This is a genomic window from Collinsella sp. AM10-26 (assembly GCF_003472525.1).
Taxonomy (GTDB): Bacteria; Actinomycetota; Coriobacteriia; order Coriobacteriales; family Coriobacteriaceae; genus Collinsella.
Window position 1 is genome coordinate 208172 of the sequence record NZ_QRMC01000001.1, and the last position, 25938, is coordinate 234109.

The 25938-nt window shown below is 58.4% G+C and carries 21 protein-coding genes; 7 read left to right on the top strand and 14 right to left on the bottom strand.

Annotation, left to right across the window (positions count from 1 at the left end; translation table 11 throughout):
- The first annotated feature begins 127 nt into the window (after positions 1 to 127).
- From DW123_RS00930 to DW123_RS00945, 4 genes are all read left to right on the top strand, one after another.
- Positions 128 to 1213: a carcinine hydrolase/isopenicillin-N N-acyltransferase family protein gene (locus tag DW123_RS00930; protein WP_118272969.1), complete on the top strand. Its 1086-nt coding sequence runs from the start codon at positions 128 to 130 to the stop codon at positions 1211 to 1213.
- A gap of 140 nt (positions 1214 to 1353) precedes the next feature.
- Positions 1354 to 2433, top strand: coding sequence for a 6-phosphofructokinase (locus tag DW123_RS00935; protein WP_118272970.1), 1080 nt, complete (start codon positions 1354 to 1356; stop codon positions 2431 to 2433).
- Between the two features lie 393 nt (positions 2434 to 2826).
- A complete protein-coding gene (locus tag DW123_RS00940; RefSeq protein WP_118272971.1) occupies positions 2827 to 3765 on the top strand; it encodes a helix-turn-helix domain-containing protein in 939 nt (312 codons plus the stop codon).
- A gap of 444 nt (positions 3766 to 4209) precedes the next feature.
- Positions 4210 to 4530, top strand: a complete 321-nt coding sequence (locus DW123_RS00945; protein WP_117734238.1) for a multidrug transporter — start codon at positions 4210 to 4212, stop codon at positions 4528 to 4530.
- Between the two features lie 116 nt (positions 4531 to 4646).
- Here DW123_RS00945 and DW123_RS00950 read toward each other — a convergent pair whose 3' ends face one another.
- Positions 4647 to 7412: an ABC transporter permease gene (locus tag DW123_RS00950; protein ID WP_233540099.1), complete on the bottom strand. Its 2766-nt coding sequence runs from the start codon at positions 7410 to 7412 to the stop codon at positions 4647 to 4649.
- Between the two features lie 5 nt (positions 7413 to 7417).
- Positions 7418 to 8119, bottom strand: coding sequence for an ABC transporter ATP-binding protein (locus tag DW123_RS00955; RefSeq protein WP_117743716.1), 702 nt, complete (start codon positions 8117 to 8119; stop codon positions 7418 to 7420).
- Positions 8120 to 8436: 317 nt separating this feature from the next.
- On the opposite strand from DW123_RS00955, the gene DW123_RS00960 reads away from it, so the two are divergent.
- Positions 8437 to 9672 carry a chloride channel protein gene (locus DW123_RS00960; RefSeq protein WP_199407155.1) on the top strand — a complete coding sequence of 412 codons (1236 nt, stop codon included), beginning with the start codon at positions 8437 to 8439 and terminating at the stop codon, positions 9670 to 9672.
- A gap of 206 nt (positions 9673 to 9878) precedes the next feature.
- Here the strand turns inward: DW123_RS00960 and DW123_RS00965 are convergent, their stop codons facing one another.
- From DW123_RS00965 to DW123_RS00975, 3 genes are all read right to left on the bottom strand, one after another.
- The gene (locus tag DW123_RS00965; protein WP_233503857.1) at positions 9879 to 10457 is read right to left on the bottom strand and encodes a methylated-DNA--[protein]-cysteine S-methyltransferase; all 579 of its coding nucleotides are present in this window, start codon (positions 10455 to 10457) and stop codon (positions 9879 to 9881) included.
- Positions 10458 to 10860: 403 nt separating this feature from the next.
- On the bottom strand, positions 10861 to 11886 hold the full coding sequence (locus DW123_RS00970) for an aspartate-semialdehyde dehydrogenase (protein WP_117743715.1): 1026 nt from the start codon (positions 11884 to 11886) through the stop codon (positions 10861 to 10863).
- Positions 11887 to 12059: 173 nt separating this feature from the next.
- On the bottom strand, positions 12060 to 13448 hold the full coding sequence (locus DW123_RS00975) for an aspartate kinase (RefSeq protein ID WP_117743714.1): 1389 nt from the start codon (positions 13446 to 13448) through the stop codon (positions 12060 to 12062).
- 104 nt (positions 13449 to 13552) lie between these two features.
- Between DW123_RS00975 and thrC the strand changes: the two genes are divergently transcribed.
- Together thrC and thrB are read left to right on the top strand one after the other, a co-directional pair.
- Positions 13553 to 15070, top strand: coding sequence for a threonine synthase (gene thrC, locus DW123_RS00980; protein WP_117635681.1), 1518 nt, complete (start codon positions 13553 to 13555; stop codon positions 15068 to 15070).
- A 208-nt stretch (positions 15071 to 15278) separates the two neighbouring features.
- Positions 15279 to 16160, top strand: coding sequence for a homoserine kinase (gene thrB / locus DW123_RS00985; RefSeq protein WP_006234874.1), 882 nt, complete (start codon positions 15279 to 15281; stop codon positions 16158 to 16160).
- 283 nt (positions 16161 to 16443) lie between these two features.
- Here thrB and DW123_RS00990 read toward each other — a convergent pair whose 3' ends face one another.
- From DW123_RS00990 to DW123_RS01030, 9 genes are all read right to left on the bottom strand, one after another.
- The gene (locus DW123_RS00990) at positions 16444 to 17076 is read right to left on the bottom strand and encodes a helix-turn-helix transcriptional regulator (RefSeq protein WP_118273031.1); all 633 of its coding nucleotides are present in this window, start codon (positions 17074 to 17076) and stop codon (positions 16444 to 16446) included.
- Between the two features lie 31 nt (positions 17077 to 17107).
- Complete coding sequence (locus DW123_RS00995; protein WP_118272972.1) at positions 17108 to 17791, bottom strand: DUF3990 domain-containing protein; 684 nt, start codon at positions 17789 to 17791, stop codon at positions 17108 to 17110.
- Positions 17792 to 17884: 93 nt separating this feature from the next.
- Complete coding sequence (gene yihA, locus DW123_RS01000; RefSeq protein ID WP_006234871.1) at positions 17885 to 18475, bottom strand: ribosome biogenesis GTP-binding protein YihA/YsxC; 591 nt, start codon at positions 18473 to 18475, stop codon at positions 17885 to 17887.
- A gap of 39 nt (positions 18476 to 18514) precedes the next feature.
- Entirely contained in the window at positions 18515 to 19255 is a 741-nt protein-coding gene (mtnN, locus tag DW123_RS01005; RefSeq protein ID WP_118272973.1) for a 5'-methylthioadenosine/S-adenosylhomocysteine nucleosidase, read from the bottom strand.
- Between the two features lie 78 nt (positions 19256 to 19333).
- Positions 19334 to 20452 carry a serine hydrolase gene (locus tag DW123_RS01010; protein WP_117635677.1) on the bottom strand — a complete coding sequence of 373 codons (1119 nt, stop codon included), beginning with the start codon at positions 20450 to 20452 and terminating at the stop codon, positions 19334 to 19336.
- A gap of 316 nt (positions 20453 to 20768) precedes the next feature.
- Positions 20769 to 21587, bottom strand: a complete 819-nt coding sequence (gene pflA / locus DW123_RS01015) for a pyruvate formate-lyase-activating protein (RefSeq protein WP_117635676.1) — start codon at positions 21585 to 21587, stop codon at positions 20769 to 20771.
- A 188-nt stretch (positions 21588 to 21775) separates the two neighbouring features.
- Positions 21776 to 22630, bottom strand: coding sequence for a DegV family protein (locus DW123_RS01020; RefSeq protein WP_117743234.1), 855 nt, complete (start codon positions 22628 to 22630; stop codon positions 21776 to 21778).
- Between the two features lie 277 nt (positions 22631 to 22907).
- The gene (locus DW123_RS01025; RefSeq protein WP_158553143.1) at positions 22908 to 24350 is read right to left on the bottom strand and encodes a glycoside hydrolase family 32 protein; all 1443 of its coding nucleotides are present in this window, start codon (positions 24348 to 24350) and stop codon (positions 22908 to 22910) included.
- A 101-nt stretch (positions 24351 to 24451) separates the two neighbouring features.
- Positions 24452 to 25903, bottom strand: coding sequence for a PTS transporter subunit EIIC (locus tag DW123_RS01030; RefSeq protein ID WP_040358954.1), 1452 nt, complete (start codon positions 25901 to 25903; stop codon positions 24452 to 24454).
- Positions 25904 to 25938: the final 35 nt, after the last annotated feature.

Sequence of the window (25938 nt, forward strand, 5' to 3'; positions counted from 1 at the left end):
AGCATACCCCGCCGCGCCAGTGCCGTGCCTTTCATTCCATGTTTAATCCCGCGCCGCTCGCCAAGTTGAGCCATCATGCCCGCACTCCTTTTGCGACAATTACGCTAACAGGACGAAAGGAGCCGTCATGAAGCCACGTAACATTGCCATCGCCTGCGGTGTCGCAGGAGTCGCCGTCGGCCTTGCCGCTGCCACCGGCATCGTTTATCACAAACAAATCAAGTCTGCCGCGTCACTCAAACGCTTGACCGGCTACGCGGATGGCTATGACCTGTACGCAATCGACATTGCCTACGACTACGATCTTGATCGCATCATCGCCACTGGCGTGCGCGACGACCAGGCCTACATCGATGCCGTGGTGGCACAGGTGCTGCCCGGTGTGCCGGCACATGTCCAGGCGCCCCAGTTTGCCTGCAGCGCTTTTGTCGCCGTAGATGCCGAAGGCCGCGTGCGCACCGGTCGCAATTACGACTTTAAGGACGACACCTCGGCGCTGCTGGTGCGTAATCACCCGTGCGACGGCTATGCCTCCATCGGGTTTGCCGCCCTTAACAACCTGGGCGATAACACTCCGCTTGACTCCGTCGACGGACGCGCTGCGGCGTTGATGGGCCCGTTTGCCCAGCTCGACGGCGTCAACGAATGTGGCGTGTCCATTGCCGTGCTCACCCTGGATTCCAAACCCTGTGACCAGGACACGCAACGCCCCGTCATCAATACCTCGCTCGCCATCCGTCTGGTGCTCGACCGTGCCGCCACCACGCAAGAGGCCGTCAACCTGCTTTCTGCCTACGACATGCACGCCATGGCCGGACGCGACTACCACTTCTTTATCAACGACGCCGCCGGTGACGCGCGGGTGGTGGAGTGGGATCCGCGCGATCCTGACCGTGCATGCAAGGCGACGCCCGTACGCCAGGTCACGAACTTCTACGCCTGCTATGGTGACGAGGTGCTCCCCAACCAAAAGAACGGCGAGCTGGGCCATGGTAAAGAACGCGCCGTCGCAATCGCCGATGTCCTCGACGCCCGTGCCGGCGCCCAAGACGAGGCAGTCGCTTGGAAGGCCCTACGCGCTGCGGCGCAAGAGCCCAATCCGGAAGACATCACCAGCAACACGCAGTGGTCGGTCGTCTTTGACAACACCGAGCCCGCTGCCGCCATCACGCTGCGCCGCCACTGGGGCGACGTCGACGCCTTCGCGCTGTAAGGAGCCAGGCCCGTCGACCTTACGCTCGCCTGACGTTGCTTACATTTCTATACGCTTGAGCTAACACGTTTTACCCCTGTATCAACAGTGTGCGGGGGTAAACTTATGCGCATGTTATAACTTGCCCGGAAGGATTCATCATGCTTAGGATCGGTCTTCTTACCAGTGGCGGCGACTGCCAGGCGCTCAACGCCACCATGCGCGGCATTGTCAAAACGCTCATGACCAATAGCGAAGAGCCTATCGAGATCTATGGTTTTGAGGACGGCTACCAGGGCCTTATCTACAGCAGGTTCCGCGTTATGACTCCCGCCGATTTTAGCGGCATCCTCACCCGCGGCGGCACCATTTTGGGCACGAGCCGCACGCCGTTCAAGCGCTTGGACATTCCCGAGGCTGACGGCGTCGAAAAGGTGCCCGCGATGGTCCACACCTATCACAAGCTGCAGCTCGACTGCCTGTTTATGCTGGGCGGCAACGGCTCCACCAAGACCGCCAACCGTCTGCGCCAAGAAGGCCTCAACGTTATCGCTCTGCCCAAGACCATCGATAATGACACCTGGGGCACCGAGATGACGTTTGGCTTTACGAGCGCCATCGACGTCGCCACCAAGTGCATCGACGACATCCACACCACCGCCTCGAGCCACGGCCGCGTGTTCGTCATCGAGATCATGGGCCACAAGGTTGGCTGGATCCCGCTGTACGCCGGCGTCGCGGGCGGCGCGGATGTCATCTTGATTCCCGAGATCCCCTACGACATGGATAACGTCATCAAGACCATTGAGCATCGCATGGAGACCGGCAGCCGCTTTACCATCGTGGCCGTCGCCGAGGGCGCTATCTCCAAGGAGGACTCGGCGCTGTCCAAGAAGGAGTACAAGAAGAAGCTCGCCGAGCGTACGAGCCCGTCGATTGTCTACGACATCGCCAAGGAGATCGAGGCCAAGACCGGTCGCGAGACCCGCGTCGCCATCCCCGGTCACACGCAGCGCGGCGGTCAGCCCGACGCCCAGGACCGCATCTTTGCGACCCAGTGCGGCGTCGAGGCGGCACTGGGCTGCCTACGCGGCGAGTTTGGCTACATGATTGCCCTGCGTGACGGCAAGATGTGCCACATGCCGCTCGAGGATGTCGCCGGCAAGCTCAAGTTTGTCGACCCCCAGAGCGACCTGGTGCGCGAGGCCAAGGCATTGGGCATCAGCTTCGGCGACGAATAGCCTCGGCCGAAACTGCTCTCATCGGAGACCCCAGGGCTTACCTCCCAAATCGTCCTCGGACATGTCAGGATCCCGCCGTGCGCTCCGCGCGGCGGGATCCTTCCGTCCTGCGGAAAGATTTGGGAGGTAAGCCCTGGGGCCTCCTGCGGTAACTAGGGAGGTCGAGGCTATTCGTCTTCTTGCTGCAAGTGCGTGGGCTGAGATTTTGGGATGTTGCAGGCTCTTAGCTGAGAGTAGCACTGACATTTGTCCTGAAATGGCTGGTCGTTAGGGGTTGCTACCGGTAGTTGCGGTAGGGTTGGAGCAGATTCTAACTAGAAATGGTGGTCGCTACTGGTTGTTCTCGGCATACTCGGCTCACTCGATTACGGTCACCACATGAAAGGAACTGTTATGGATCTTGCGATGGCGCAGCAGCTCGTTGATTGCCGCAAGGCTGCCGGGCTTTCTCAGGAGGCGCTTGCCGCCCAGCTGGGTGTGAGTCGTCAGGCTGTCAGTAAATGGGAGCGCAGCGAATCCTCACCCGATACCGATAACCTTATTGCGCTCGCCGCGCTGTATGGCGTGTCGCTGGATGAACTGCTGTATGGAGAGGCGGTGGATAGCACTGATGACTCGCAGACTGATGATGAGGCACAGAACAGCAACGCCGGCACCAAAGCTCCAGATGGGGCTGAAGAGGCTGAGGCTTCTACTGAGCACGCTGATTGCAGCGATAAGCCACTTGTCGATATTTCCCTCGCGCGCGGCATCCACGTTATTGATCCCAACAAAGGCGAAGAGGTCCATGTTGGCTGGAGTGGCATCCATGTGGCTAACGAGCGCAAGGGTGAAGAGGTCCATGTGGGGCCAGGCGGATTGCATATCGATACGCTAGAGGACGATGGACATAACGTGCATACCAATGACGATGGCACCGTCACCATCGACGGCGAGACGTTTTCCAGCTGGAAGGAAGCACACGACAAGCTCGACCATCATGGCAAGCATTTCCACACCAAGGTCGGTCGTGCGTGGAACAAGTTTCCCTTCCCCGCACTTGTCGCTCTCGCCTATCTGGTGCTCGGCATTGTCTACGGCACATGGGGCATGGGGCTTTTCCTCGTCTTTCTGGTTCCCGTCTACTACGCGATTGGTGACTTCATCGATCGGCGCCACCTGTCTAAGCTGATCGAGGCCATCTACCCGGCAGCCGCCATCGCTTGGTTCCTCTACATGTGGCTCTGTTTGGGACAGCCCCATCCTGCATGGATCATCCTCATCACGATTCCCGTCATAAAGGCGCTCATGCGCTGGTGCCGCAAACAATGGAAGCACCGCAAACAGGCCTAACACGCTCCGACCCACCAGCACCCAACCACCCCCCGCCCTTCTCCTAAGTTGCGGTGAGATAGGGACTGTTTCGAAGTTCCAAAGCGCCAAACAGTCCGTATATCACCACAACTTACAAACAACTGGGTCAGTTCCGGCACGGAGATTAGCATTGAGCTGACCGCGCGCCAAGAAAAGGGCCTATTTACTACGTTTAACTCGAGAGGGCCGACCATACCCGCCTTTTCCGAAAAATGGCAAGCCCTCTACCTGCGGTTTTAATTTCATAATCTTTGTCATGGTCGAGGGTGTGGTAGCAAACGTAGTAGATAGGCCCGTTTTGTGGCATACGACCCATTCAAGCCCAATCTCGAAGGCTAAAGAGAGCCTCTCATCCACGCCTGGGAGCGAAAACCAAATAGAATGAAAGGCAAATGGAAAGCCCGTTTGACGAGCGGAGGACATATGCGCGACGTAGCCGAAAGCGACTGGAAGCTGTTTAAGAAAATGCTTCCTCAATGGCAAGAACGTTATATGGAAAAGCTCATCGCCCAGTACGTTGAGATGCTGAACGGCGACAGCGAAGCGTCCAGTAGATTTTGGGCATTAGAAGAGCGCCTCAATAGAGACAAGCTGTCCTCAGGCGTAATCGCAAACAACATTCGCCGCAGCACAATGCACCGCGAGATAGCCAATTTGCTTATCGACAGCGTGATCACCCTTGACGACCTTGACGGTTTTACCGAGGACATTAAGAGCTATGCGCAACGCTGGATTGGGCAGTAAGAGCACTGAACGACAGACCTCCCCAGCAAAACGGGGCAAACGCTGGGCCACCTAATGGTTGTCCGGCGTTCGCCCAGATAAAACCTGCCAAAATAACCCTGTCCCTTTTTGGCAGGTTACTCGGCGCTCTTGAGGGCGCCGACCATGTCGATCTTGTTGAGCGTTCGGTTGGTGGCGAGGTTGACGATGATCGTAAAGCCGAAGGAAAGCACCACGGCAAGCACGTAGCTCAGCGGCTCGACTTCGACGTCAAAGTACAGCGACGGCATCTGCAGGATGTACGTAAAGCTCTCGGCAAGCAGGCCACCCAGCGGCACGCCCAGCGCGGCACCAATCGCCGTCAAAATCAGCGTCTCCTTGTTAACGTAGTGGTGCACCTCGCCACGACGGAAGCCCAGCACCTTGATAGTCGCCAGCTCGCGTTCGCGCTCCGAGATGTTGGTATTAGACAACGTAAATACCACCACAAACGACAGGCACGCCGCCATAAAGGTCACAAGCACCACGACCGAATTGATAATCGTAAAGTTTGCCTCATAGTTTTCCCAATGCTCGGCGGTACTCGACAGCGTAATCCAACCATCGCTCTTAAGACGGTTGGTAAACGCAATCTGATCGGCCGACGAACCCTTAAGCAGCGCAAGGATGCCGTTGAGGCGCGCGCTTCGACCGAACGCGCTCTCATAGGTGCTCTGCGTCATATAGAGCGTGTTGCCCAGATAGTTAAGCGAAATGTCGCTGACTTTGACCTTGGCAACATTGAGCGACGAATCCTGGACGTGAGCCGTGTCACCCGGCTTGATCCCCAGCACCAGCTGAGAGCTCTTGCTCAAATACACATCACCGTCGCGCAGGGCGAGCGGTTCTTCGGACTCGTCCTCGAGACACACGTAGTCGTCCAGGTCGTTCGTGCGGTCATCGGGCACCACGATCAGTTGCACGGTCTCGCTCTTGCCGCCAAATGTAAAGGTGACGTTGTCGGTCATAATCGGCAGCGTCGAAGTCACGGTCACGTCGGAATCCTTGGCTGCGCTTCGCTCGTCGAGCGCCGCGCACGTCTGCGAAAAATCGTCGGGATTGGCGACCGCTAGCAGGTCATAGCGCGTGATATGCCCGTACTGCTTGGGCGAAAGCGCCACCGATGTATCGCGGATGCCCATACCGCAGATCACGAGCGCCGTGCAGCCCGCGATGCCAAAGATGGTCATAAAGGCGCGCTTTTTGTAGCGGAATAGGTTACGTGCAGCGACCTTATTTAAGAAGCCCATGCGGCGCCAGATAAAGCCGATGCGCTCGAGCAAGATGCGCGAGCCGGCGCGCGGGGCCTTGGGGCGCATGAGCGAGGCCGGGGTCTCGGCCATCTCGTGGCGGCAGGCGATAATCGTGGCGCCCACCACGCCCACGGCAAACAGCGCCACCGAAACGATCGAGGACACGATGTCGTACGAAAGCAGCATCTGGGGCAGCGAGTACATGTCGTCGAATACCGTAAACAGGAACAGCGGCAGGCCCACAAATCCAATGATGTTGCCCAGCACGCCGCCAATCAGGCAAGCCCACAGCGCATAGTCCACGTATTTGGACAGGATACGCCCGCGTGAATAGCCGAGTGCCTTGTACAGACCGATGAGCGTGCGCTCCTCCTCGACCATACGCGTGGCGGTGGTGAGGCTGATGAGCACAGCGACGATAAAGAAGATGAACGGGAAAACCGTGGCGATGGCCTCGATCGAGGAGCTATCGCTCTCGACGCTCGAGTAGCTCGCGATGTTGCCGCGGTCCTGGATGTACCAGGTGCATTCGCCAAGGTCGGAAATCTCGGCGCGGGCATCGGCAAACTGCTGGTCGGCGGCGGCACGGCGCTGGTCCAGGTCGGCTTGCGCCTGCGCACGCTCCTCGCTGCCCTCGGCCATACGATCGATGTTGTCCTGTTCAATCCCAAAGAGCATATTCGCTTGGCGCTCGGCCGCATCCAAACTTGCCGGCGTATCGACCGTCAACTCTTGAGCACGTGCCTTTTCGCGTCCGTCGCGGATCTTATCGATATTGCCCTTGACCTCATTAATCTTTGTCGTGTAGGCATCCGAATAGGAATTGAGGCTCTTAGCCCCCTCGACGGTCACGTGAACCGCGGAGTAGGAAGAAGATGTCGCGGCATCCTCGCTCACATAGAACTTATAGTCCGCAGCCGAAGCAGCGCGAAAGGCATTGACGGTCGAGTCGGAGCTCACATCGGTGGGGTCAAGGACCTCAGCCGTAATGGTGTAATCACCCGCGGCGAACTGATCCTTGGCACTTTGATTGGACGAGCTCGCATCGTTGGCGGCAAAGCTCACCGTATCGCCGATTTTCTTGCCCGAAGCCTTCAAAAAACGCGAGGTCACCGCGACCTCGCCGGCACGCTCGGGCAAATCGCCACTCACCAGCACCGGCTGATCGATATTATCCCTGGAAAGGCTCTGGACGACCACGCGCTCGCGCGTTGTACCCACGGCGGTGTAGGCGGTCTCGGTGTAGATGCCCTCGGCTGTCTCGACGCTGTCGACCTCTTGAATGGCCGCAAGATCGTCGCGCGTAAGGCCATAGGTCGACTGCACGTTAATGTCATAGACATTCTGCTGGTCAAAGTAGGCGTCAACCGAATCGCACAGGTCCTCGCAGCCCGCCTTAAGGCCACACATCACACTCACGCCAAGCGCCGTGATGACCACGATGGACAAGAAGCGCTTAAGACCGCCTCGGATTGTGCGGTAGATGCCACGGCGAAACACCGTCGGCACCATGTCGTTTGAACTTTGGGCAGTGCGGTAGGTCGCGAACTCTCGGTCGCGACAGACGTGCTCCGTATCACGGTTTTGGCTGTTTTGGCGATCCTGGTCCATGGGCGCTACCACTCGATCGTCTCGATAGGTACAGGATTTTGCTGGACAGTCTCGCTCTCCACGCGGCCGCTCTTAAAGCGGATCAGGCGATCGGCCATGGGCGCCAGCGCGGAGTTGTGGGTGATGATAATGACCGTAATGCCTTGCTTGCGACAGGTGTCCTGCAACAGCTGCAGAATCTGCTTGCCGGTTTTGTAGTCGAGCGCGCCCGTGGGCTCGTCGCAAAGGAGCAGCTTAGGGTTCTTGGCCAGCGCGCGGGCAATGGACACGCGCTGCTGCTCTCCTCCCGAAAGCTGCGCGGGAAAGTTGGCGAGGCGCTCGCCCAGGCCGACCTGGCAAAGCGTTTGCTCGGCATCGAGCGAATCGGGGCAGATTTGCGCCGCGAGCTCGACGTTTTCGAGTGCCGTCAGGTTGGGGACCAGATTGTAGAACTGGAAAACAAAGCCGACGTCGGCGCGGCGGTATTCCACGAGCTGCGCCTCGTTGGCGGAGCTCACGTCGCGCCCGTCCACCGTCACGGTGCCGGAGGTCGCCGTATCCATGCCGCCCAGAATGTTGAGCGCCGTGGTCTTGCCGGCACCCGAAGCACCCAGAATGATGGCGAGCTCGCCGCGCTCGACCGTAAAGCTCGCGCCGTCGAGCGCGTGGATGCGGGCGTCGCCCTCGCCGTATGCCTTGATGACGTCTTTGAATTCAATATAGGCCATCGATTAATTCCCATCTGGTCGGATAACTCTTTAGTATTACCCATTTCCCACCCACCAAAAAGGGACAGGCTCATTTTGGCAGGTTTTATATGGGGGAATGGCGGGTGTGGGCGAGGCATTGAGGCTATCCAAGTCAACCATTTGACCCAAGCCTCGCCCACCGCTATGATGCCGCTTCGGAATGAATGTCTCCGCTGGGTGCGCTAGCTAAGCTGTCGCGTCACCCTAAACCGCCTTGTTGCTGATGACTTCTGCTGTTACGTGGTGCCTCCTAGGTATCACGCCGCGGCAGGAGTCTTTTTTGTTTTGGAGGAGAAGTGTCAGAAAGCAGCACATCGAGCAGGATTAAACGCCTGGTCAACACCTATAGCGGCCTCGTGCTTATGGGCGCTGTCGGAATCCCCGTCGGCATTATCGTTGGCGCCATCTGCGCGCTCTTTGGTCGCGTGCTTCTGGCGATTGGCACCTTCCGTGACGAGCACATCACTCTGCTCCTTCCCCTCCTCGCCCTCGCGGGCCTTGCCATCGTGTTTGCCTACCGCACTTGGGGCAAAGGCACCGAACGCGGTATGAGCTTAGTATTCGACGTAGGCCACGGGCGCGAAGACGCTATCTCCCCGCGCTTGGTGCCGCTCATTATGCTGAGCACGTGGGGAACGCACCTCTTTGGCGGCAGCGCGGGACGCGAGGGCGTGGCCGTGCAGATCGGTGCAACCGTCTCACATTGGATCGGCCGACGTTTGCCTTTCCGCGACCCCGGCAACACGTTTTTGCTTATCGGCATGGCTGCCGGCTTTGCCGGACTCTTTCGAACGCCACTTGCAGCCACGGTCTTTGCTATCGAAGTGCTGGTCGCAGGACGCATGGAATACCGCGCGCTGTTTCCCGCGCTTACGGCCTCACTCGCAGCAAGTATGACCTCCGGCGCCCTAGGACTCGAGAAGTTCGAGGTCGCCGTTACCGCCTCGTATGCGCTCGACCTCCCCGGTCTTGGACGGCTAGCGCTGTTGGGTATCGCGTTTGGTATGGTAGGCGGCGCTTTTGCCTGGTGCCTTGCCCATGCCAAGACCCTTGCAGCGCGGCTGTTCCCCAACCCTTACATACGCGTTGCCGTTATGGGCCTTGCACTGTCGGCGATTCTGTTCGTACTGTGGCAGGGGCGATACTGCGGCCTTGGCACAAACCTGATATCGGCAGCGCTGGACGACAACGGCAAGATTGCCATCATGCCTTGGGACTGGGCGCTTAAATTCGCACTCACCATCGCCACGCTTGCCGCAGGATATCAAGGTGGTGAGGTAACGCCGCTGTTCTCCATCGGAGCAAGCCTGGGTGTCGTGCTCGCCGGAATTCTCGGCATGCCCGTCGAGTTCTGCGCCGCGCTGGGCTACGCCGCCGTCTTTGGCGGCGCCACCAACACGCTGCTCGCGCCGATCCTCATTGGCTGCGAGGTCTTCGGTTTCGGTAATCTGCCGGCGTTCTTCATCGTCTGCGTTGTGGCTTATCTGTTCAACATGGACAAGTCCATCTACGCCCTGCAGGAGCGGGCGTAGATCGATGTCCAGGCAGGTGGTCTCAACCGGAAGCGGCGTCCCGCTCTGAGGCTGTATTCCGGGGCACGGTTTCCGCTCGGGACGCCATTCGGAAAGCGCATCCCGCTTTATAACAGAGTTCCGGAACGTGGTTTCCGTCTGAGCCTCCATTCGGAAAGCGTGTCCCGTTCTTTCACGGCATCTTGGCTATGCAAAGTGCTCGAGCGTTACTCCTCGTACGCGCCCTCAAGCCGCAGCAGCCACTCCTTGCGGTCAAGGCCGCCAGCATATCCGTTGAGCGAACCATCGGCGGCAACCACGCGATGGCACGGCACAATAATCGAAATGGGATTACGCGCGACCGCGGCCCCCACGGCACGGGGAGACACAACGGGTGCCTCATTTCCCGGCACACGATGTCGAGCCGCAACACGCTGGGCGATCTCGCCATACGTAGCGACCTCGCCACGCGGAATTGAAAGCAGCTCGTACCAAACTTCACGCTGAAACGCCGTGCCAATCATATGCAACGGCGGCGTAAACCGAGGCTCCTGCCCCGCAAAATAAGCATTCAGCCAAGCCCAGGAACGCTCAAGCACCGAAGAAGCCGCACCATTTGCCGGACTCACCGAAGACATCCCACCGGCACCAGAAACCGCATCGGCACCTACGACATACTCCGCATCCTCTTTGAGTAGCGTAGAGCCAAAGTGCTCCTGCCTCTCAAACCAAAGCCCCGTCAAACCGCGGCCATCAGCGGCAAGCAGGATTTCGCCCAAAGGCGAAGCAAACGTCGTCGTGACCACCAGCGGCTCCTTTCAAAACTCCGCAACATAATACCGCGAATTGTGCAGACAACCCCAATCGACCCCAAAGTCACCCAAGGCAGCAGGCGCGAACGCGCCGCAGCTGCCGGCCGAGCCCCACAGTCCCCAAAGGCGGCAGGCGCGAAGCGCCAAGGCCGCCGCCGGGACCAGGGCCCGCAACAACCACGTGCCCCCACATCAGCCCAACGGCCCCAACCAACAACGGCCCCATCGCAGGCCGCGCGCAGCAGCGTCACCGCAGGCGGGGGCCGGGTTTAGTTTTCAGAACACTCCGCAGACCAGTGTGGCGCCTTGTCCGCGGCTCCGAAGGAGCAGGACAAGGCGCCACACATGGTCGAGGACGTTCTGAAAACTAAACCCGGCCCCCGCCGGACAGGTCAACCTACTCGCAGAGCAGCTTAGCGATCTGGACGGCGTTGGTTGCCGCGCCCTTACGGATTTGGTCGCCGCAGCACCAGAAGGTGATGCCACGTGCGGCCTCGGGGTTCGAGATATCACGGCGCACGCGACCGACCCAGATCAGGTCCTGGTCGGAGGTGTCCATCGGCATGGGGAAGCGATCGTGTGCATCCTCGGCACCCAGATCGTCAACCAGCTTGACGCCCGGAGCGGCGGCAAGCGCAGCACGGGCCTCTTCCACCGTGATGTCGCGCTCGAACTCGAGCGTAATGCTCTCGGAGTGCGAGCGCAGCACGGGCACGCGCACGCAGGTGCAGTTCACGCGCAGCTCGGGCAGGTGCATGATCTTGCGGCCCTCGTTTTGCAGCTTCATCTCCTCGGAGGTAAAGCCCTCTTCCTTGACGCCGCCAATCTGCGGAATCAGGTTGCTCGCCAGCTGGGCGGCAAATGCACGCGGCTCGGGAATCTCCTCGCCACGGCCCAGAGCGGCCAGCTGAGCCTCGAGCTCGGCCATACCGGGAGCGCCAGCACCCGAAGCTGCCTGATACGTGGACACGATCATGCGCTTCACGCCGGCGAGCTGATGTAGCGGCCACGTAGGAACCAGACCGATGATGGTCGCGCAGTTGGGGTTGGCGATCAGGCCGTGGTGCCACTTAATGTCATCGGCGTTAATCTCGGGCACGACCAGCGGCACCTCGGGATCCAGACGGAAGGCGTGGCTGTTGTCGACCACAACGGCACCGCGCTTGACGGCCTCGGGCAGCAGCTCCTTGGCGATATCGTCGCCGGCAGCGCCGAGTACGATGTCGCAGCCCTCAAAGGCCTCGGGGCAAGCCTCTTCGATCACAACCTGCTCGCCGCGGAACTCAACGGTCTTGCCCGCAGAGCGCGCGCTCGCCAGCAGCTTGAGCTTACCGACCGGAAACTCCTGCTCGTTGAGGCACTCGAGCATCTGGGTGCCCACAGCTCCCGTCGCGCCCAAAATAGCAACCGTGTACTGTTTCATGCTTCCCCCTTTAAAGGTTGTAGCTATCGCCCGCACGCCAAGCAGGCCGGATATTCTTGCCCAGTTTATACAAGAACGGGGCGGATACAAAACCCGCCCCGTCGAAACGAAACCGAAACGAAACGCCCGGCAGTAGATTTTTGGGACATCCTAAAAATCTACCGGGACGGAAACTACTTGTGGAGTGCGGCCAGAGCGGGATCGACCGGCGCAGGAGCCTCCAGATCGGAGACCTTCACAATGCCGTTCTCGTCGGAGAAGGCTCGGTAGATGGTCTGAATCGCCAGGTCAAAGTCCTTCTCCTCGACACCGATAATGATATTGATCTCGTCACAGCTCTGCGAAATCATGCGCACGCTCACGCCGGCCTGGCCGAGCATGCCAAACAGATGGCCCGAGATACCTGCACGACCGCGCAGGTTACGACCGACGGTAGCAATAAGTGCCAGACCCTCAACCACCTCGATCTCGAGCGGCTCGACTTCCTGTTGAATGTCGCCCACAAGCGAGTACAGCGAATCGTGCACATCCTGCTCCTGCACCACGGCGCCAAAGCGATCGACGCCGGTGGGCATGTGCTCAACGGAAACGTCATAGCGCTCGAACACCGAAAGCGCGCGGCGCATAAAGCCGACGCGGGGCTTGGTGCGGTCGCGGGCCACATTGATGGCGACAAAGCCGCGCTTGCCGGTCACGCCGGTAATGATGGGCTCTGCCTCGCCCTCGTCAGCCGTCTCGCTAATGATGGTGCCGGGGTCCTGCGGCGCATTGGTGTTCTTGATGACCAGCGGAATACCCGCCTCACGCACAGGAAACACGGCCTCCTCGTGCAGGACGCTTGCGCCCATGTACGAAAGCTCACGCAGCTCCTCGTAGGTAACGCGGGCGATGGGCTGCGCCTCGGGCACAATACGCGGATCGGCAGAATAGAAGCCCGAAACGTCGGTCCAGTTCTCGTACAGATCGGCGCCCAGGCACTTGGCCAGAATCGAGCCGGAAATATCGCCGCCGCCACGATCGAGCAGCTTGATCTGACCCTCACGCGTCGCGCCATAGAAACCGGGCATAACAAAGCCGCCCTGCTGACCGTACTCCTGCACCAACTCGGAGGTGCGGTTCATGCTGAGCGTACCATCGTGATGGAATGCAACGACCGTCGCGGCGTCCAGGAACGGCAGGCCCAGGTACTCGGCCATCAGGCGAGCGGTGAAGTACTCGCCGCGGCTCACGAGCTCCTCGGTGGAGTAGCCGCCCGAGCGAGCACGCTCGGCAAAGGCCGCAAACTCTTCGCGGATGGGATAGGTGAGCTCCAACTCGTCAGCGATATCAAAGTAGCGCTGGCCAATGTCCTCGAGCAGTTCCTCGCACGACACGTGGTACTTAACGTGCGCGTTAACCAGGTAAAGCAGGTCGGTCACCTTGGTGTCGCCCTTAAAACGGCGACCGCAGGCAGAAACCACCACAAAACGGCGGGCAGGGTCGGCATCGACGATGGCCTTGATCTTCTTAAAGTGTTCGGCGTCGGCGACCGACGAGCCGCCAAACTTGGCAATCTTAATCATGGGCTGGAGGTTACCTTTCTAAAAAGCCTCTGCGAACCTATTTTGCGCGCTCTGATACCATGGTTTCACCGATTGGGACCAAGGCATCCGAGGAGCAGTGTTATATGGGAACTTATCATAGTACACGAGGACGCACTTTATCGTGCTCAAGTAAGGTGGCAATCCGTACTGGCATCGCTCCCGACGGGGGTTTGTTTGTCTCGGACGAGCTCGGCACCCAGCAGGTCGATATCAGCTCGCTTGCAGATAAATCGTACTTTGAAATCGCTCAAGATGTGTTGGGAATGTTACTGAATGATTACACGGCCGAAGAAATTTCGGCGTGTGTCGACGAAGCATACCGCGGCACGTTCGCGAGCGAAGAGGTTACGCCGCTCGTCAAACTCGATGCCGCACCGGGCGCCGACGCCCCTCAGACCTATGTGATGGAGCTCTTTGGCGGCCCCACGAGCGCCTTTAAGGACGTCGCCCTGCAGATGCTCCCCCGCCTGATGGCCCGCACCTCCGCCAAAGAAGGCGGCGCCGAGCGCATCATGATCGTCACCGCCACGTCAGGCGACACGGGCAAGGCCGCACTCGCTGGTTTTGCCGATGCTCCGGGCACGGGCATTACCGTCTTTTATCCCGAGGGCAAGGTCAGCCGCGTCCAGAATCTGCAGATGTCCACACAGGAGGGCGACAACGTCGCCGTCTGCGGTATCCGCGGCAACTTTGACGACGCCCAGAGCGCCGTCAAACGCATCTTTGCCGATAAGGAGCTGGCCGAGCGCCTGGAGGCCGCCGGCACGGTGCTTTCGAGCGCCAACTCCATCAACGTCGGCCGCCTGGTGCCGCAGGTCGTCTACTACTTTGCCGCCTATGCGCAGCTGCTGCGCGCCGCCGCTATCGAGGCTGGCGACGCCGTAGAGTTCTGTGTGCCCACCGGCAACTTTGGCGATATCTTGGCCGGCTACTACGCCAAGCGCATGGGTCTGCCCGTCGCCAAGCTCGTCGTGGCGAGCGACAAGAACAACGTGCTGGCCGACTTCCTGACCACCGGCGTCTACGACCGCAACCGTCCGTTCTTCACGACCATCTCGCCGTCGATGGACATCCTTATCAGCTCCAACCTGGAGCGTATGCTCTACTTCCTGTCCGACGGCGACTGCGAGCTCGTTGCCGGCCTTATGGAGCAGCTTGCCCAGACCGGCCGCTACGAGGTGCCCGCCGAGCTGCTGGCCAAGATCCAAAGTGTGTTTGGCTGCGGTTGGGCCAGCGAGGACGAGGTCCGCACTGCCATCAAGAGCTGCTGGGACGCCAACGGCTACGTGATCGACCCGCACACCGCTTGCGGCTATCACGTCTTTGAGCAGGTCGCCCCCGCCGAGGGCGCCAAGGTCCGCGTGCTGCTTTCGACCGCCAGCCCCTACAAGTTCCCGCGCGCCTGCTGCGACGCCCTGGGCCTCGACGTTCCCGAGGACGACTTTGAGGCCATGCGTGTGCTCGAGCAGGCCACCAACACGGTCGCCCCGACCCAGCTCGCCGAACTCGAATCCAAACCCGTCCGCTTCGAAGACGTCTGTGACGTCGATGAGATGGCCAACTACGTAGAGTCTGCAGCAAAAAAGATGACTACCAACTAAAACCCCTTATAAGGCGCCGGCGAAAGCCGGCGCACTTTCTTTTAATTTGGCTCCCCAGCGCGGTGAGGAGACGGCGTAGGCCGGTTTCACGCTTGTTCCGTCGCGAGTTCCGCACGAGCCGAAGGCCACTAAATGTGGCCTTCGTGCGAGCAGGACTGTCCGAGCAGCGGAGCAAGCGTGAAACCGACCCCCAGGAGGACCAACAGCAATGATCAAGATCACCGTCCCCGCCACCAGCGCAAACTTAGGCATCGGCTACGACACCCTCGGTATGGCCGTCAGCCTCTACTCGCACTTCACCTTCGAGCGCGCCGACAAACTCACCATCACGGGCTGCCCCGAGGAGTTCCAAAACGAGAATAACCTGGTCTATGTGAGCTTTGTCGATGCTCTGGCCGCCTGGGGCGAGCCGGCATTCCCCGTCGCTATCGACATTCAGACTGACGTGCCCGTCGCCCGCGGCCTGGGTTCCAGCTCCACCTGCGTCGTCGCCGGCATTATGGCTGCCGCCGCGCTGACAGGCCACACCGTCGACCGCGCCGAGCTCGTCCGCATCGCCACCGAGGTCGAGGGCCATCCCGATAACGTCGCCCCCGCTATCCTGGGCGGCGCCGTCTGCTCCTTTACGCCGACCGACTCGCTGCCCCAGTGCCTGCGCTATGAGGTGAGCGATCGCTTGCGTTTTATTACCGTGATTCCGCCCTACGAGGTGCACACGAGCGAGGCGCGCAAAGTCGTGCCGCAGGAGATTCCGCTCTCCACCGCCGTGTGGCAAATGGGCCGCATCGCCGGCATGACGCGCGGCCTGGAGACCGGCGACCTGGACCTTATTGCCGCCGCCAATGACGACCGCATCCAGGAGCCCTATCGTCGCCGCTTGATCCCCGATTACAACGCCGTGCGCGACACCTGCCTGAACGGCGGTGCCAAGACCATCTGGATCAGCGGTTCGGGCTCAACCCTCATGGCCGTAACCGATGACACCATCGTAGCCAAGTTCCTGCAGGTCAAGCTGCGCGAGCAGTTCCCCAAGTGTGATACGCATATTCTGACGTGCGACACGGAAGGCGCTCAAATCGAATACCTGTAGTCGCCGTACTTTATACCCGCCGGGGAGGCCAGGGGCTTTGCCCCCAAATCGTCCTCGGACATGACAGGACCCCCGCTGCGCACTTCGTGCGGCGGGGGTCCTGCCGTCCTGCGGAAAGATTTGGGGGCAAAGCCCCTGGCCTCCCTACGTTAACTTCGCTGGCGGCGGCTACAGGGACCTTCGCTCTGTAAAAGCGCCGGGCTGATAGTTTGGCTTTTTATTGATAGGGGCTCTTACTAGGCTGGAGCACTTCCTAGAGGCGGGCATCGGCTGTGTGCTTGGTTTAGGCGGCGCTGGATTCTTTGAATTCAAAGACTGGTTCTAGGAGGTCTTCGATGTTGCAGTGGAGGGCTTTTGCTATGGCTCTTACGCTTGTTACCGAAGCTTCATTGATGTTTCTCTGGCGCTGCTCGTACATTTGGATTGAGCGGAGTGACACACCCGATTCGTATGCTAGGTCTTGTTGGGTTTTCTTAAGCTTCTTTCTCGCTAACGCAAGTTTGGTTTGCCTGGACGCTTTTTTCGCCATATCGCAGACGAGACGAGCCACGCGTTCCTCCGAGGCTTCGTGCCAGGGGTAGTACAGGTTTCGCAGCGCATCAAATGGAACAACATGAAGCAGATCTTCGAACGATTCCCCTAGGCGCCACTGCAAATATGCCAGTATCCAGCCCGTCCAATATTCTGGTGTCTTCTCAAATCGGTAGGTCCGATCTGGCATCGACCCTGTTTGGTAACCAGATCTTTCGGAGATGAGCGCAAATAGTTCAACGCCCGACTTTCCCGACACTACCCATGCGTTGCCGCGTTCGAACTCGCGAGCTACGCCGCTCAGGCAAAAGAGTTCAGCAACTTCCGATCCTTCTGCTCCGTAATCGTTAACGGCATAGTCGAAGCAATCCCCGAGGTTGTTCATTGCGTCCTCAAGGTAATAGACGGGATATGTCCTACTCGGCCCACGATCCGTTAACTCTTGGATCATTTAAATCAACCCTCCCTGCCATCAAATCCCTAATGTCGACACCATCAGAGTCAAATCCGTTTACCGTATCCAGGTACTTTCGTCGAGCGTTCTGTTCTCGCTCAAATCGTTTGGGATAAAACTCAGCTCCCGAAGCCTGCTTCCAATCGCGGAACTTAATCGCCGAGAACGCACGCTCACTCATAAGCGCATATTGAATGCCCAAATCCCCCAAAAACATAATGCGCTGCAATTGCCTGAGCGAGATCATGCCGTTGACAAACTGTCTTGCAAACGAGAAATAGGAATCGTCTGCACGATAGCCTCGAATAACGTCATAGGGAGAAATATCAATCAGGCAGTTATCCAGCAGATAACGAAGCCCCTCGCGTGCTACTGGCGTTGAAACATTGAACTCTCTGTTATTCGCCAGAATTGCAAGCCAGTTGAGAATCGAGAACCCACCTGATTCCAAATCCAAAATCGCAAGGCCATCTAAATCAAGCTCATATCGATTGGCAATGCCATCAGACTCGGTCCGGCATGCCCATTCCATTGCCATTTCCTCATGTGGTGTGCAATAAAACCCGCGCCCATAGTCATTGAATTGCCTGCATTTATCCAACGATGGATGCTCGACAACAACCTCCGACCCGTGCCAAAGCTCCATATCGACCTCCTAAAAATATCACCCCAGTGATAGTTTACCAATAACTATCACTGGGGTGATATAGATGAGAGCTTTTGAGGGGCTGCAGCCTTACTAGAGGCAAGCCTCGGCGATGCGCTTTTTTAGTTCGTCGATGCCGGTGCCGGTTTGGGAGCTTGTGATGATTACGTTTTCGGCCGGGACGTTAAGCTGCTTCTTGATGGCCGCTGCCTGACGGGCCTGCTGGGTGCGGCTGAGCTTGTCGGCCTTGGTGAGGCAGACGATAAAGTTGAACTCGTTGCCCTGTAGGTAGTCAATCATGTCGTGGTCGAGCTTGCTGGGGTCGTGGCGAATGTCCACCAGCGACACAACCAGGTTAAAGCTGCGCTCGGAGTCGAAGAAGTCGCCGATAAGCTCGGCCCAGCGGTCGCGCTCGGCCTTGGAGCGACGGGCGAAACCGTAACCCGGCAGGTCCACAAAGTGTACGTCATCGGCCTCGAAGAAGTTGATGTTGCTCGTCTTGCCCGGCGTGCTGGAAACCTTGACCAGGTTCTTGCGGCCAAAGAGCTTGTTCATAATCGACGACTTGCCCACGTTGGAGCGGCCGACAAAGCTCACCTCGGGGCAGGTGGACTCGGGAATCTGCGAAACCTTGCCGTAGCTGGCGACGAACTTGGCAAGCTGGTAGTTAATGGAATCGGCCATGGACACTCCTTGGTCGTAGGTTTTTACAAAACGGGCGTGCTATTGCGCGGCGGCGATACGACGAACGATGTCAAGCGTGATGCCGCTCGCGGTGCGAGCGTACTCATCCAGATCGAACTCGCGCTCGCAAAACGCGTCATATGCCTCGTCGCAATTATCGCTGATAGCGCGCAGCACCAGGCAATCGACACCATTCTTGGCTGCGATGTGCGCAATTGCCGCGCCCTCCATCTCGACGCAATCGGCATGCGTGGCCTCAATCGCAGCGTTACGCATGGCGTCACCCGTAACAAAGCGGTCACCCGTGGCGATAGTGCCACGCAGGAACTGCTTGGGGTCCTTCTCCGCAGCCGCCACATCCAGCGATACGTCCACAAACCCGTGCTCGGCAAGCACGGCGGCGGCAACATCAGCCAACGCCGGCGTCGAGACAAACTCCTCGAGCCCCGGCGCCGACTCGGCGATGAGCGCCGTGTCGGTATCGAGATAGCGCAGGCACTTGCCTATAACCACGTCGTTAATATGGAGCTTGGGATTTAGGCCGCCCGCAATGCCCGAAAACACAACGGCCTGCGGGGCATATTTGCTTATGAGATGCTGTGTCGCAGCGGCGGCGTTCACCGTGCCCATGCCCGCCGTTGTGGCGACAACTGTCAGGCCGTCGAGCCCACCGCTCACAACGGTCAAGCCCGCCTCCCGTGCCTCGCAAACGTCGCTCAGCTCTTCCTTAATCTGCATGATCTCTTTTTCGAGCGCACCGATAATCGCGATGGTAGCCATACCATTCCCCAAACCTATACGAAATTCTCAACCAAGGTATGGTACCAGCATTTTGTTTGACCTCGCCAAACGAACACGCTAAGCCAGTGCAGCTCGCGTATCAAACAGAGCCTTTGCAATCGCGGCCGTAACCTCGCTCGAACGGTCACTCCATGGCATCGATGTCATGACGCTCATGACATAGGTACGGCCATCGATGTCGATGAGGCCTGCATCGCATGTCGAATAGTAACCATCCTCGCTAATCCAGCCTGCCTTGTTGCGCACCAAAACCTGCTCGTCCGCAATGCCATCGCGAATAAACGAGCGCGATGTTGATGTCAGAAGGCCCGACAACCACTGTGAAGTCTCGGTATCCATGCTCAGATACTCGCTCATCTCACGCCATAACCTCGCAGAAGTGCGCGGGCAGTAGGTCGGAAAATCACTCATCGGATCCAGTGCCGTATCGTAATCGATGCCAAGACCGACAATCCAATCCTCGTAACCGACACGGTCAAACGCCGCACGTAACGCAATAAACGAATCGTTGTCTGAATAAACGACCGCAGCCTCGATCAAGTCGCGTACCGTCTGCCAACCCATGTTGTAGCCACCATAGGTGCCAAGGGAGTCATCGAGTGAAACCTGGCCCGTCTCGACCAGAGATTCGCAAATGTACAACGCATAGAGTGCCTTGTAGCTACTCGCACCGTACACCTCGACATCAGCGTTATACGTCACGCCCTTACCGCTCGACAGGTCGTAAAACACCACGCCCACATCGCCCAGCTCCTGCGCCTGGTCAAGCGCATTCTGGAGTGCGGCGAGGTTCTCATCCTCCAGGGCGAGGATCTGGTCATCAACCAGCGAGAAGGTCTGCACGGTATCGCCTGAGGGAATATCGTTAAAGTCCGCCTTCGAAAGCCCCGTCTTGAGGTTCGCTGTCGACAGGGTTTGACTTGCGGTGACTTTAGATTCAGAGACCTTTTTGTTTTGCGTCTGTACCGTTGACGCATCTGAGTGTGCCATTCGCTCCGACGCGTAGGTTTTGGCGGTAATTCCGAGGATAATAACCGCCGACGTTAGCATCCCAATGGCGGCAATCTTCCTCACGCGGATGCGAGTGTCGGCAAGGCCACGCGAAGACGTGTCCTTCGTCTTATATCTGCTGCCATGCTGCGGCACATACTCGTCCCGCGATGCGATGTTTCGCACGTGGTCTCCTGACTGCTACCGTTTATATACGAGCAGCATGATACCGAGCAGGCATTTCTTTCCAAAGATATTCAGTGGCGTTTAAGGTGTCTTTAAAGAAACCACAAGCGTTTCTATGCATTTTTGCCAATTCTGTTGCACATCTCTACCCAAAACGCAGTTGCGGTGAAATAGTTCCTGTTTGGACGGCATAAGCCGAAAAACAAGAACTATTCCACCGCAACTTGACGGGGCTCTTTGGCAATCAACTTGGTGCCCAGGGGTACTCATTTAAGTCTGTCCCCAATGAGTGCCTTTGGGGAGCGAAAATGGCTCGCTAGCCGATGGCGTTTTTGAGTTCGGCGCGGCGCTTTTTCATGCCCGTCATGACGGCGTTGCGCAGCTCGGGCATGCGCGCGGTATCCATCTGGGGCACGCCCTCAAGCTTATAGGGAATGCCCAGTTGCTCGTACTTGGCGACACCCATGGTGTGATACGGCAGCATTTCCAGGCCCACCACGTTGTGCCATGGAGCGATCAGACGACCGAGCGCCTCGCACTCCTCCACCGTGTCGGTAATGCCGGGCACCACCACGTGGCGGATAACGACCTTGATCTTGCGACGTGCAAGCTCATCGCCAAACGCCAAGATGCGTGCGGGATCGCAACCGGTCAGCTTTTTATGCTCAGCCGGATCGGCATGCTTGATGTCGAGCAGCACCATGTCGGTCTCGTTGAGAACGGCATCGAACTTCTCGGGGTGGTTGGGATCGAACGCATAGCCGCAGCTGTCCAAGCAGGTATGCACGCGGCCATCGGGGTTGTTGTGCATTGCACGGAACAGGTCGGCCAAAAACTCAGGCTGTAGGAGCGGCTCGCCGCCGGACACCGTAATTCCGCCGCTGCGATAGAACTCGTGGTTACTCTGGAACTCATCCATGAGGTGCTCGACGGTCACCATCGTGCCGCCGTTGACCGACCAGGTATCGGGATTGTGGCAATACGCGCAGCGCATGGGACAGCCTTGGACAAACACCACAAAGCGGATGCCGGGTCCGTCGACCGTTCCCATCGTCTCGATTGAATGCACGCGGCCAAGGGCAAACGCAGAGTCCTCGGGACGAGCGTCCACACCCTCAAGCGTCATTTCTGCCATTCGCGCTACCTTGCCTCTCCTTGGGTGCAACCAATTAAAATGCCAGAGCCATTCTAGCCCATACGCATGATGGTGAAATGGTTTAGCGGTCAATTGGATTGTTCTATTTGACCCCACGCAAGAGCGGCGGGAGGGTTATCGCAACCCGCCCGCCGCCGTGGCAATAGAAATCGATAGACGCCAGGCCTTTACGCCTTGAGTGTGAGCACCGCGCCGAAGGCGGTCGGGCCGCAATGGCTCGAGATGACGCCGCCGACCTGAGTCCAGGTAACGTCCTTAAAGCCCAGGCCGTGCGCATAGACTTCCATGTCGTCGCGCAATTCCTCGGAAAGGCCTACCGAATACGCCAGGCCAATATGCGAGTAGTCGATCTCGCCCTTCTCTACCATGTGATCAATAAAGGCACGGGCGCACTTGAGCATAGAGCCGCGGAACTTCTTGGTCGCCACGAACTTACCACCCGTCACCTCAATGCAGGGCTTAATCTTGAGCAGATGGGCGCCCAGGAACGCGACGTTGGACAAGCGACCGCCCGCCTTAAGGAAGGCAAGGTCCGTAGGAACAAAGCCCAGCAGCACGCGGTCCATGACGGAGTTCGTAAATGCAAAGATTTCGTCGACGGTGACATCGGGGTGAGCCTCGATGTATTTGGCGGTCTCGACGACAACGAGCGACTGGCCCACCGAGACAAAGCGCGTGTCCATGGAGAACACGTAGTCGCGCCCCTGAGCCGCAATCTTAGAGGACTGATGCGAACAGGTCGTGGCCTCGGAATATGCAAGATGCAAAATAGTCGCGTCGGGTTGCTCGGCATGGATGCGGTCGTACACATACGCAAAATCCGCTGGCGAACAGCCACTGGTCTTGGGCATCACACCAAACTCGTTGCAGCGCGAATAAATCTCGAGCGGATCGATCGAGCCGTCCTCGACGGTCTCGTCACCAATCGTGACATGCATGGGCACGCGCACGATGCCGTAGCGCTCGCAGAGCTCTGGCGTCACATCCGACCCAGACTCAACCACGATTACATACTTGCCCATTCTTATCACGACCCATCTCGACGTTGGTTTTTTAATATATGACGCACGTCCACCGTCCTGCTGTAGAACGGCCTCCAAGCGCCAAAGAGACGCCGTCCCTTGCACACAACAAAGGACAGCGTCTCCCTGGAAAACTCCGTGCTTATCTGAGATTCTACACGGTTTATTAAGGAGTGTTACTTATTCCGCAAACGGTCGCTATACGCGATAAGCGGTAGCTGGCCGCGGCAACTGCGACACATTCCGCCCAACAAGTCCAATCGTGCTCCATGCACGGTTAATGAGCGAGGCGGTAGAAATCCATCGACGCCGCACCCTCGGCGTTCAGCGCCATCGCCGGAACCGCCGGCGAATAGGTACGGCTCGTAAGTGCCGCCTCGCCACCGTTGGCAAAAATCTCGACCATCGTAGTGTCCGAAAGCACGCGCAGGTCGCGAAGTTCGCCGAGCTCGATCGACCTCTGGTCGCGTCCATAGCCTTCGTCGCCCATATCGAGGGCAAGCATCCCGTCCGTATAACGCACAAAGACACCCTTGCGGATTTCGAGCTCGATCATCTTGGCTCCCTCGCAGGAAACCACGACATCAAACAGGCGTCCCGGCTCCTCAACGGTCTCACCGCCTACAGCACGAACGCAATCGCCGCGCATCCTCTCAATCTCGTGCGCCGGCCACTGGCAGAGCTTGCCGCCGCGCATGCTCAGCTCTCTCGGCATCGTCAGCGCGCACTGCCACCCGCGCGCCGCCGTCGGGCTTTCTGTCGTCGCATCGGGGCAACCCGACCATCCGATCATCAAACGCCGACCCGCAGCGTCCTCAAAGGACTGCGGGGCATAGAAATCAAAACCGGCATCGACCATCGGGGGCATGCCCTTCCCGACGATTTTAAAGCTCGGCGCCTCCCAATCGGCCTCGATGGGGAACCACACGCACTGATGCGGATTGCGGTAACGCCAACCATCGGCAGGCACACCCTGCGGACAGCAAACGAGAATAAGCTCGCCATCGAGCTCAAACAGATCGGGGCACTCCCACATAAAGCCAAACTTCTCGCCCAACTCAATGCGCGTCGCATAGCTCCAGTCCTCAAGATTGCGCGAGGTATAGACAAGCACGCAGCCACGGTCGTCTTTCGTACGAGCGCCCAGAACCATGTAGTAGATACCGTCGTGTTCAAGGATCTTGGGGTCGCGCACGTGCGTACCGATATCGTCGGGGTAATCGACCGGCCCAACAGCTATGCGCTTCTCGCCCAATTCGTCGGGATTCTCGGCAACCATATGAATCTGGTTTTGCTCACGGCCCGTCAACACGTAGTCGTAATCATCACGGTCAAAATGCTTAACGTTGCCGGTATAGAAGTAGTGAATCTTGCCATCACGTACAAAGGCAGAACCAGAATACGCTCCACTCGAATCCAAATCGGAATCGGGGAACAGCACGGGACCGTGATTCTCGTACGTCACAAAATCCTTTGTCGCCAGATGGTTCCAAAGCACTGGACCGCCATGCGCAGCATCGAACGGATCGTATTGATGATAGATGTGATACGTATCACCAATCTGAACCAAACCATTGGGGTCGTTGAGCCAGCCAAGCTCAGGCTCCACATGGAACAAAAGCCTATCGGGGTCGGACGCGATGCGAGCCGCCGTCTCATCCTGTCCGGCACGCCACTGCTCATAGTCCGCACGCATCACCTTGTTTTTTTGATTAAACATCGCCATTGACCTTCTCGTCTATAGGAAAGGACGCTCGACTCACACGAGCCGAACGCCCTTCCCCAAATGGACTTATCCGCACATTACGCTGAACGGCTCAACTAGAAGCTAACGTCGAAGCCAGCGCCAGCGCCCTCTTCATCGGTGGTCGGCACGCCTTTTGCCTTGTTGTAGGCAAAGATCAAGACGATCGGCACGATGAAGGCGATGAGATTGCCAGCCACATACCACACGAGCGTCTCGGGCGTAACGATGAGCAGGCCAAGCACGCCGGTCAGACCCTGACCGATGGCGCGCACCTCAAAGAGCTTCACGAAGGCACCGCCGCAGCCTGCACCGATGCAAGCGCAGATGAACGGGATGATCGAGTAGCGCATGTTTGCAGCAAAGATTGCGGGCTCGGAGATACCGACCAGCGTCGGGATAAAGGACGACATGCAGATGTTGCGCTCTTTGGAATGCTTCTTGTGAATGAGGTACATGCCGATGGCGCCGCCGCCCTGGGCGATGATGGAAACCGACCAGATTGCCTGGATGTAGTTGAAGCCAGTCGTGGCAACGAGGTTTGCCTCGATACCCTGGATGAACTGATGCGTACCGGTAACGACGAGCGGCTGCAGGAATGCGGCAAAGACAAAGGCACCGAAGACGCCCATCCTGTTGTACAGGATATCGATTACGCCGGCGAGGACGTCGCCGATCAGGTTGCCGAGCGGGCCGAACACGGTGAACAGGGCGACGTTAGCAAGAATCAGGGTAACGGTCGGGACAAAGACGAACGAAACGACCTCGGGGATGTACTTCTGGGCAATCTTCTCGACCTTGGCCATAAACCAGGCAGTCAGGATTGCAGGGAACACGCCGCCCTGGAAAGCAACCATGGGAATGGAGAGCGGACCGAAGTTCCAGTACTCAGCACCCGTCGGGTCCATAACGAACGTGTTACGGTTCATAAGGCTCGGGTGAACCATGACGATACCGACGAGGATGCCCAGGATCGGGTTACCGCCAAAACGCTTGACCGCGCTGTACATAACCAGGACAGGTAGGTAGTCGAAGGTGGTGGCGATAATGGCAAAGAAGCTTGCGAGGTTCTTGAGGAACTCGCTGTGATCGGCGAGGCTGCCCTCCATGCCAAAGAGGCCGTTGGCAACGATCAGCGACTTAAGGCCGATGATGATAGCAGCGCCGACGAAAGCGGGAATGATGGGGATAAAGATGTCCGAGAATACCTTGAGGACCGAGAAGAACTTGCCCTTCTTGTCCGCCTCGGCGCCCTTGACCTCGGAAGCGCTGATCTCCTTAACGCCCGTCAGAGCCATAAACTCATCGTAAACCTTGTTGACGGTACCGGTACCGAAGATGATCATGAGCTGGCCGCTGTTGTACAGCACGCCCTTGACGCCATCGATGTTCTCGAGCTCGGCCTTGTTGTACTTGCTCGTATCCTTGAGCACCAGACGCAGACGCGTAACGCAATGCGTGGCGCCCTCGATGTTCTCCAGACCGCCGACGTTATCGACGACTTGCTGAGACACTACTTTGTAGTCCATGTTCCTCTCCATTCCTTTACGAAATCATAAGACGT